Genomic DNA, 9,136 nt, shown 5'->3' on the forward strand with positions numbered 1-9,136 from the left:
TATAACTTCGCCAAGCGCCTGAAGACACTCAAAGGCCTCACGCCCTACGAGTACATCTGCAAAATATGGACACAACAACCCGATCGATTCAAACTCGATCCAACCCACCATATGCCGGGACTAAACACCTAGTGAGTATCTGGAGGTCACGATCACGAGACGCTGAAGGCCGACTCCCACTTGCCCCTTTTCTAAATGGAACTATATACATCACTAGCCACATACAGAGTTTACCGTTGATTCCTGAGTTTCGCGTGCGTACGCATTAGACAAATTAGTTCTTTACCGTTAAAATTACCGTCGCAACGAACTCATTACTACAGGAGGCGAGACATTGGACGGCAAACGAAAAGTTGAACGGCATATACGCGACAGGATGTTGAAGAAAAATGCCAAACAGCAAAAATTGGACGAATTGCGATCAAATTGCGAAAGCATCGAACGCGAAATTACGCTTGATCAGGTTGCTATTCAGTCTTACCAGGAAGCGTTACAGCACTTTCCTGATACCCAACATGAATCCGAGTCTGGTCGTAAACGTCCTAAACGCCTCCGGCAAGGCAGCGAAATCGCTCACGTGGAAAACATCATTCGCGAGGCTGGGCATCCCATGACGATCAGCGACATCTTGCAACGACTAAACAAGGAGGTGTCGATAAAAAATCGCAACGCATTGTCGAGGTCGATCGGGCTGTACGTCAGCCGCGGAAAATACTTTACACGGACCGGCCGTAACGAGTTTGGACTTAGCGAGACGCAGAATGACGAATCATGCGAGAGCAATCCCGTCTCTGATGTTAATGATGCGCCTGAAACTCGTGAAAATGCGTTTTCAGAGCTCCACCAATACCGAACCCAGAGAGTGATAAATGAATGAACCCAGCCGTGCGATAACACGGCTGGGTTCTTTTACGGCATGGGCAGTAGATCGGGCCTTATGCCGCGTGTTGGCGTGTGACCGCCTGTTACAGCAGGTTTAGTATAACATCGCCACATGTTCATATCGATCCCTCATGTGCCTCAGATCGCTAGGTCTGAGGCACATTTTGAGGATTCATATATGGTAGCGTATACCTCTAAGCGTGTCCGTGTACGCGCGTATGTTCGTATCCGGTTTCAACGCATCGAGCACGTGTGTCGTCATTGGAGACGCCCAAGACGCAGGCGACGCCCTAGAAATAACTAGGACAAGGTAAAGGAATGCACGCTAAGAACAGGGAAGCTGGTTCAGAATAGATGTACTTAATTGCCCCGCCTAAAGCGGGGCTTTTCTTTGCTTATTCGTTACATAAACGAGTTACGTATTGTCAGTGCTCGCTAAATCTATATTAATATCGACATCTATATCGATGCTTTTGCACTTCGGACATACGGGCGCACCTTTATTGGATTTTCCGTGAACCCATACATGCCCGCACTGTTCGCAACTATATGTCCCATGATGATTTTTATCTGAACTAATTACCGCGTCCACCATCGCGTCAAACTCTCCATATAACGGATTCGTGACTGGCTTCTTTGGAACTGCACCGCTTTTCCGTCTCATGCCGTTAACTCTTTATAGCTGAGCCGGTGTCTGATCATTCCGTCTACAGTGACCGCCATACAATCCATAGTATTAACGCGGGTCATGTTGTGGCGGTGCGCGAACTCGTTGACGTAGCGATGTAGGTGCTTGACGCTCATGTAGTGGTGAATACCGTAGTGCCCGCGCTTGAGAAGCGCCCAGAATGACTCGATACCGTTGGTATGCACTCGGCCACGTACATATTCACCAACACTATGGACAACTACTTGATGAGCGTAACCTGTCATTCCAACGTAGCCCGAATGAGAATCGGTGTAAAGCGTTGATCCAACTTGCACATTTGCAGTAATGGCAGGCTGTAGCGTGTCTCTATCGGTTCCGTTGATAGGAAATGCTTTTACTTCTCCGTTACGCTGTTTGAGACCGAACACAGCCTGCTTGCCAGCAGTTCCGCGCCCGGCTTTGAGCTTCTTCCGTTCGTGTTTATTCTTTTGCTTACCACCGATATACGTCTCGTCAATTTCTATTTCACCACCGAATAGACCACACTGCCGCTGCATAGCTTTGCGTATACGATGATCAAGGAACCACGCGCTCTTTTGCGTAATCCCTAGCTCCTTCGCCATTTGGACGCTAGAGACGCCTTTACGCGCCGTATGAAGCATGTAGATCGCCAGCAGCCACTTGTGCAGACCCAGCTTGCTCTCGGCAAGCACAGTGCCCGTACGAACGCTAAAATGCGAACGGCAGTCCTTGCAACGGTACGGCATCGGTTTGCCTGACGTAATCACGGAAACTGCCAGCGAACCGCAGCGGGGGCAGCAAGGGCTACCATCCCACCGGCGCTTTTCAAAGTATGTACGAGCAGCATCCTCGTTCGGGAATTGCTGGAAAAACTCGTACAAACTAAGCGGGATGGATTTCTTTACTTTGGGTTTCATGGCAGCCTTCCTATCTCTGATGTGGGTATTATAGGTCAGAGAATCTGGCTAGTCAAGTATATAGTTCCCTTTCTAAAGGGGGCAAGGGGGGATTTTCAACGGAACCTGATCAGGGAAGTTGACAGTGCGTTCTCCTCAGGGCAGCTTTACTTTCCTCGCGAATGAATGGGCTTGATTCCGCACTGGAACTTGCCTAGGCTAGTGAGAATAATTCATACCACGCGATCAGTGACATCATGACGACAGCCGTCAAGAAAACCATTTCGCTACCCCCCGACCTCGCCCGAGCGGCCGAGGAGATGGCTCGTGCTGAAGGCAAGACGTTGAGCGCGGTTATACAAGATGCGCTCCGCGCGGCCCGTGCATCGCGGCTCAAGGCCGATCTCCGCGGCGCCCAGGGCTACTGGTCAAAGCAAGCGAGGGACAAGGGTGTGCTTACCGAGAAAGATCTTGAGCGCCTGCTGGCCGAGTGAGGGCGGTTTTCGACACTAACATCTATATCTCCGCGCTGGTCTTCCCCGGCGGGCGCGCGGAGAAAGCGGTCCATGCCGCAGCGGATGGCTGGTTCGACCTTCTCATTTCCAAGGCGATCATCCTGGAAGTGCTCGACGTGCTGACGCGTAAATTTGGTCGCGACCCCGAAGAACTGTCTCGCGTCGCGCTTTTCCTTGCCGATCTCGCAAGCGTGGTTAGGCCCCGCAAGAAGCTCAACGTTCTTCGCGACGACCCGGACAATCGAATCCTCGAGTGCGCTCTTGCTGGCCACGCGGATATGGTGGTCACGGGAGACCACGCAATGCTCACGCTCCAGAAGATTGAAACGGTGCGAATCCTAACCTTGCGAGACTTTTTGGAGATCATCGACAGATCGGGATAGACGCCAATATCGGGTCATTCACCGCCTTGATCACCGCGAAGACGAAATCAGATCTCGCATCAGCGGCGATCAAGGCGCCGCGGTGTTGCTTGGCGTCCCTTCGACGACACTACGCTCCGCGCTCCTCGCTCCCTTGACGACATGTCGTAAACGCTGACGACATGCCGTAAAAATCCCCAGCTAACAACCCGTCAGTGGCCCCGTAGGCCACCCTCCGATAGCAACCACAAACGCTGTTAACTCAAATATTTAGGTGCGCCACATAGCCCTCATCGCGCGGCTGGCATCGCCGTTGCTCCGGCAGAGCCCAGGCTCAGCACGAGTTTATCGGAGGAATCGCAAATGAAAGCGCAACCATCATCGGTCCGGATGCTGCCGGAGCAAACCGTTCTGTCCGCCTGGCGTGAGCAACTGACGCAAGCCACGCCGGATCTGTCTCAAACGCTCGTTAACCAGCAGCCGGAGTTGTTGCCGCGCGGCCTGCTACACCAAGCTGCAAAGCTTGCCGCGGCAGGTGCGGCGGCGTCTGCAACGGCAGTTCTGTAGGACGGGTTCAAACCCGCCGATCAGCGGTGGTCGCCCTGCGTCGCGGCCGAACGAATTCGGCCCTACCCTCAGCGATTGCAAGCGCGGACAGGATGTCAGCTTCATACCCTCAGCCCAGCTGCCCCGCAGCCTACGCCGGCAGTGGCAGCGCTCATTGGCCGGTGTGGCGCTGTTGCTGGCGCTCGGCCAGGCGCCGGCGCTGGCCGCCGCCATCAATGTCGGCGGCGGTTGCACGCTCGTGAACGCCATTACCGCGGCCAACACCAACAACGCCATTGGCCGGTGTAGAGCTGGCCGCGGGGCGGACACCATCGTGCTGCCTGCGAACAGCAAGCACACGCTGACCCAAGTCAACAATCAGTACTTCGGGCCTAACGGCCTGCCCGTGGTCACCAGCACGATCACGATTGCGGGGAATAAGAGCGCCGCCGCGGGGACGCCTGCCTTCCGGATCCTGGCCGTCGGCGCCGGCGGTAATCTCACCCTCCGGCAGACCACCGTTAGCGGAGGCCTGCTTCAAGGCGACGACCAACCCGGCGGCGGCCTGTATCGTCGGGCAGGCCGCCTGACCCTGGACGGCTGCACGATCTCAGGTAATGCCGCATCCTCCCCCGGCGGCGGCGTGGCGAACGGCGCCGGCACCCTCACCGTGACCAACAGCACCATCTCGGGCAATACGGCCGAGTTCGCCGGCGGCGTGCTCAATAACAGCACTGGCACGCTGATCGTCACCAACAGCACCATCTCGGGCAATACTGCCGGCGTATCCGGCGGCGGCGTGTACAACCGCGGTACCGCCAGCCTCACCAACAGCACCATCACCAATAACGCCGCGTCCGCAGGCAACAGCACCATTTCGGGCAATCGCGCTCTCGGTTACCGGGGCGGCGTCGGGAACTTCCGGGGCGCCGTCACCCTCACCAACAGCACCGTTTCGAGAAATACTTCCGGCAATAATGATGAACCCGGTCGCGGCGGCGGCTTGTTCAACGCTCTTGGCCGTATGAGCCTGACGAACAGCACCGTCGTCGTTAACAAAACTGGCTACAACTCTCTGAGCCAGGGCGGCGGCGTGTTCAGCGGCGGCCGCAATGGCAACGTCAGGAGCGACGTCGTGCTCAACCGCACGCTCATCTCCGGCAACAGCGCTTTCTCCGGCGCAGAGATATTTCAAGTCGATGGCGGCGTCGTGACCGCCGGCAACTTTAACCTCTTCGGCTGGAGCGGACGCAACAACGCGAGCGCTCTGAGCGGTTTCATCCTCTCGGGCGCCAGCATCACCGCCACCTCGGACGGCAGCAGACCGACGGCGCGCGAGTCGATCTTCGATCTCGCCGCGCGCAGCGGCGCTGGGAGCGCTCCTTGGCTGGCCTGGCCCTGCTGCTGGCGCTCGGCCAGGCGCCGGCGCTGGCCGCCACCATCAACGTCGGCGGCGGCTGTTTGCTGGTCGATGCGATCACCGCGGCCAACACCAACAACGCCATCGGCTTGTGCAAGGCTGGCCGCGGGGCGGACACCATCGTGCTGCCTGCGAGTAGCACCCACACCCTCACGACGGCCAACAACAGCACACCTTACGGGCCGACCGGGTTGCCGGTGGTGACCAGCGCCATCACCATCGCGGGCAAAGGCAGCACCATTACGAGAGCTAGTGGTGCGCCTGCTTTCCGTCTGTTGGGAGTGAGTAGCACCGGGAATCTGACGATTCGGCAGACCACGCTGAGTGGAGGGGCGGCCGCTGGGAGCGATCGCACGGGCGGCGGCGTATTCAATCGCGGCAAGCTCACCCTCAGCAACAGCACCGTCTCGGGCAATACTGCCGCCGATGGCGGCGGTGTGTACACAGGCTACGGCAGCGTGACCTTCACCAACAGCACCGTCTCGGGCAACAAGGCGTCCGCGGCTGGCGGCGTGTACACAAGCCACGGCACGGCGATCCTCACCAACAGCACCGTCTCGGGTAATACCGCTCAAATTACTGCCGGTGGCGGCATCATCGCGGATTACAGCCACGTGACCCTCACTAACAGCACCGTCTCAGGCAATAAGGCCTTCACGGCCGGCGGGATTCGCAGCTTCAAGAGCCGTGTGAACCTGACGAACAGCACCGTGTCGGGCAACACGGCCGTCAGAGAAGGCGGTGGCATATTCAACACGAGCGGCGTTATGAGTCTGATCAACAGCACCGTGTCGGGCAATAAGGCCGGTACCCTCGGCGGTGGCGTGTACAGCGGTGGCCGCTTCGGCAACGACAGGAGCGATGTTGTCCTGACCCGCAGCCTGGTCTCCGGCAACGTCGCGACATTCGGCACAGAGATCTATCAACGTGAAGGCGGCGTCGTCACCTCTGTCGGCTTCAACCTGTTTGGCCACGACGGGGCCATTAAGGAGAACGCTTTGCGTGGTCCCGGTTTACCGTACTCTGAGCAACAACGGTGGCCCGACCCAGACCCATGCCCTGGTCTCAGGCAGCCCGGCCATCGATGGGGTGGGGAATTGTCCGTCGCCCGCCATAGATCAGCGAGGCGTGCCCAGGCCGCAGGACGGCGACAACGACGTTCTCGCCCTGTGCGACATCGGCGCCTTCGAGCTGCGGGCGCCGTGACTGCGACGGCCTATCCGTCACCAAGGTCGGCACATCGGCCAACGAGACCATCAACGGCACGGCCGGCCTGGACGTGATCCATGGCTTAGGGGGCAAGGACGTGATTCGGAGTCTGGCGGGCAACGACATCGTCTGCGGCGGGCCAGGCAATGATCAGCTATTCGGTGGCTCGGACGACGATCGGCTATTCGGCGACGCCGGTACTGCGCTCGAACGGGGAACTCGGTTTCGACCGCTGCCACGTCGATGATTCGGCAACGCCATTGTCTGCGAGCAGGTGTTCACTGCGCCCGATATGTGATGAGCGAACCTTGAGCCGTTAGCGTCGAAAACTACAGCATCGCAGGTGGATTCGATCCACCTTGTGATGGTGTGCTGCTAAAGGCTCACCCTCGCGATGACGGCTTACAAGGTTTGATCGATTGCTGCGCGCTGGTTGCAATCATTTACGGGTGTTCACGCCCTCACCCCACACGATCCGCAAATCGTGTGACCATTGGCATCGAAGGCGACGCAAGGATCCATGCCATCATTGCGACCCTCGCACCGAATGCAGACAATGATGGGCGCGAACAAAAGATCAGCAGAACGGGTAGATAACGTGGACAAAAAATCAGCAGAACCGATAGATGAAGCCAGTGCAGAGGCGCTGAAGAGCGTGCATACGAGCAATCTGCCGGCCCTGTTCGAGCAGTTGCAGATCAGCCTCGTGGTGTCGACCTATCAGGCCGGCAAGGTGATTCTGATACGCAGCGACGGCCAGGCGCTCAACACTCACTTTCGTACGTTCGCAAAGCCCATGGGCATCGCCGCCGACCCGACGCGGCTGACTATCGGCGGCACCAACACGGTCTGGTATTACCGCAATCTGCCGGCCGTGGCGCCCAAGCTCGACCCGGTGGGCAAGCACGATGCTTGTTACTTGCCTCGCCGCATCCACGTGACAGGCGACATCGACATCCATGAAATGGCGTACGACCGCGATGATGAGCTATGGGTAGTGAATACCCGCTTCGGCTGCCTGTGCACGCTCGATGCCGCGCACAGTTTTCATCCACGCTGGCGTCCGACTTTCGTCAGCGCCCTGGCGCCCGAGGATCGCTGCCATCTGAATGGGCTGGCAATGGTCGATGGGCGGCCGAAGTACGTTACCGCGCTGGGCGAGGCCGACATCGAAGGCGGCTGGCGTGGGAATAAAGCCCACGGTGGGCTTTTGATCGACATCGACAGCAACGAGATTCTGCTGCGTGGACTTTCCATGCCGCACTCGCCGCGTTTCTATCAGAACCAACTCTGGGTGTTGGAATCCGGGCAGGGAAGTCTCGCGGCCGTTGACCTTGCCACGCGCACCTGGCGCACGGTGGCGGAGATGCCCGGATTCACTCGCGGCATCGATTTTTATGGACCGCTGGCCTTCATAGGTCTCTCGCAAGTACGCGAGTCGGCGGTATTCAGCGGCATACCGTTGGTCAAGCGCTTGAGAGAACGCACGTGCGGCGTCTGGGTGGTGCGTATCGACACGGGAGAGACGCTTGGATTTCTGCGCTTCGAGGCGGGCGTGCAGGAGATCTTCGCCGTGCAGGTGCTCCAGGGCATCCGCTATCCCGAGATGCTGGAGTGGGGAGATGAGCGGCTTTCGCATTCCTACGTAATGCCGGATGAGGCGCTTGCCCAGGTGCGCCTCCCGACCGAGGAAGAGCTCGCCCGCTCGCCCGCGTTCCATTTTCAGAAAGGCGCCGAGCTGTATCGCAAGGGCCAACTGAGCGACGCCATCGCGGCGTTCGAGCAGTGCCTGGCGCTGGATGCAGCTTTCCCCAACATCCACTACAACCTGGGCGTGGCGCTGGGCGACGCCAATCGCTACGACGAAGCGGCCCGGCACCTACAAGCAGTGATCGAGGCCGAACCCGAGCGGGCCGAGGCCTTCAACAGCCTCGGGCACGTCATGAATGGTCAGCGCCGGTCGCGTGAAGCTATCGGCTACTACGAGCAGGCGATCGCGCTGCAGCCGGACTACGCCCAGGCGCATTTCAACCTGGGCATGACCTTGCTGCAAATGGGCGATTATGCACGCGGCTGGTCCGAGTACGACTGGCGCTGGAAGACCGGCGAGTTCGCGCCGTTTCAATGTCCGCATCCGCGCTGGGATGGGTCTGCCATCCCCGACCAGACCCTCGTAATCCACACGGAACAAGGCGCGGGCGATGCGATTCAGTTCGCGCGCTACCTGACATGGGCGGCGCAGCGTTGTAAGAAGCTCATCCTGGTATGCACGGCGGACTTGATGCCGCTGTTTACCACGCTGGCCGGCATTGCCGAGGTGCGCGAGGCGGGGACCATCAACGTGGCCGAGTTCGACACCTATCTGCCCATCATGAGTCTGCCACGCGTGTTCGGCGTCACCCTCGACAACGTTCCGGCGACCACGCCCTACATCGATGTTGAAGCGATACACCGGCGCAAAGGTGGGGACGCCATTCCGGCGCTGCCCGCGTCCGCCCTGCGCAAGGTCGGCATCGTCTGGGCGGGCAGCCCCAGCCACCGCAACGATCGCAACCGCTCCTGCGCATTACGTGAGTTCCTGCCGGTGCTAAGCACACGGGATACCGCCTTCTACAGTCTGCAAAGAGGCGAGGCCA

10 protein-coding genes are annotated in these 9,136 nt (G+C 58.7%); 8 read left to right on the forward strand and 2 right to left on the reverse strand.

Translation table 11 applies throughout. The features are described from left to right. Together H0V34_11515 and H0V34_11520 are read left to right on the forward strand one after the other, a co-directional pair. Nucleotides 1–132 (forward strand): IS481 family transposase (locus H0V34_11515; GenBank protein MBA2492288.1); only part of this gene is annotated, 132 nt, incomplete at its 5' end. Between the two features lie 202 nt (nucleotides 133–334). Next, nucleotides 335–877: a hypothetical protein gene (locus H0V34_11520; protein MBA2492289.1), complete on the forward strand. Its 543-nt coding sequence runs from the start codon at nucleotides 335–337 to the stop codon at nucleotides 875–877. 420 nt (nucleotides 878–1,297) lie between these two features. Here the strand turns inward: H0V34_11520 and H0V34_11525 are convergent, their stop codons facing one another. Beyond that, on the reverse strand, nucleotides 1,298–1,546 hold the full coding sequence (locus H0V34_11525) for a DUF3039 domain-containing protein (GenBank protein MBA2492290.1): 249 nt from the start codon (nucleotides 1,544–1,546) through the stop codon (nucleotides 1,298–1,300). Continuing rightward, a complete protein-coding gene (locus H0V34_11530) occupies nucleotides 1,543–2,469 on the reverse strand; it encodes an IS1595 family transposase (protein MBA2492291.1) in 927 nt (308 codons plus the stop codon). The genes H0V34_11525 and H0V34_11530 overlap by 4 nt, the downstream gene beginning before the upstream one ends. 236 nt (nucleotides 2,470–2,705) lie before the next feature. Here H0V34_11530 and H0V34_11535 point away from each other — a divergent pair, with 236 nt between their 5' ends. From H0V34_11535 to H0V34_11560, 6 genes are all read left to right on the forward strand, one after another. Next, nucleotides 2,706–2,942 (forward strand): ribbon-helix-helix protein, CopG family, encoded by a 237-nt coding sequence (locus H0V34_11535; GenBank protein MBA2492292.1) that lies wholly within the window; start codon nucleotides 2,706–2,708, stop codon nucleotides 2,940–2,942. After that, entirely contained in the window at nucleotides 2,939–3,346 is a 408-nt protein-coding gene (locus H0V34_11540; GenBank protein ID MBA2492293.1) for a putative toxin-antitoxin system toxin component, PIN family, read from the forward strand. The genes H0V34_11535 and H0V34_11540 overlap by 4 nt, the downstream gene beginning before the upstream one ends. A 342-nt stretch (nucleotides 3,347–3,688) precedes the next feature. Beyond that, nucleotides 3,689–3,892, forward strand: coding sequence for a hypothetical protein (locus H0V34_11545; GenBank protein MBA2492294.1), 204 nt, complete (start codon nucleotides 3,689–3,691; stop codon nucleotides 3,890–3,892). 154 nt (nucleotides 3,893–4,046) lie between these two features. Further along, entirely contained in the window at nucleotides 4,047–5,495 is a 1,449-nt protein-coding gene (locus H0V34_11550; protein ID MBA2492295.1) for a hypothetical protein, read from the forward strand. A gap of 913 nt (nucleotides 5,496–6,408) precedes the next feature. Continuing rightward, a complete protein-coding gene (locus H0V34_11555; protein MBA2492296.1) occupies nucleotides 6,409–6,747 on the forward strand; it encodes a hypothetical protein in 339 nt (112 codons plus the stop codon). A gap of 312 nt (nucleotides 6,748–7,059) precedes the next feature. Then, nucleotides 7,060–9,136: TIGR03032 family protein (locus tag H0V34_11560; protein ID MBA2492297.1), on the forward strand; the 2,077-nt coding region annotated here is incomplete at its 3' end.

Source organism: Gammaproteobacteria bacterium, assembly GCA_013696315.1.
Taxonomy (GTDB): Bacteria; Pseudomonadota; Gammaproteobacteria; order JACCYU01; family JACCYU01; genus JACCYU01.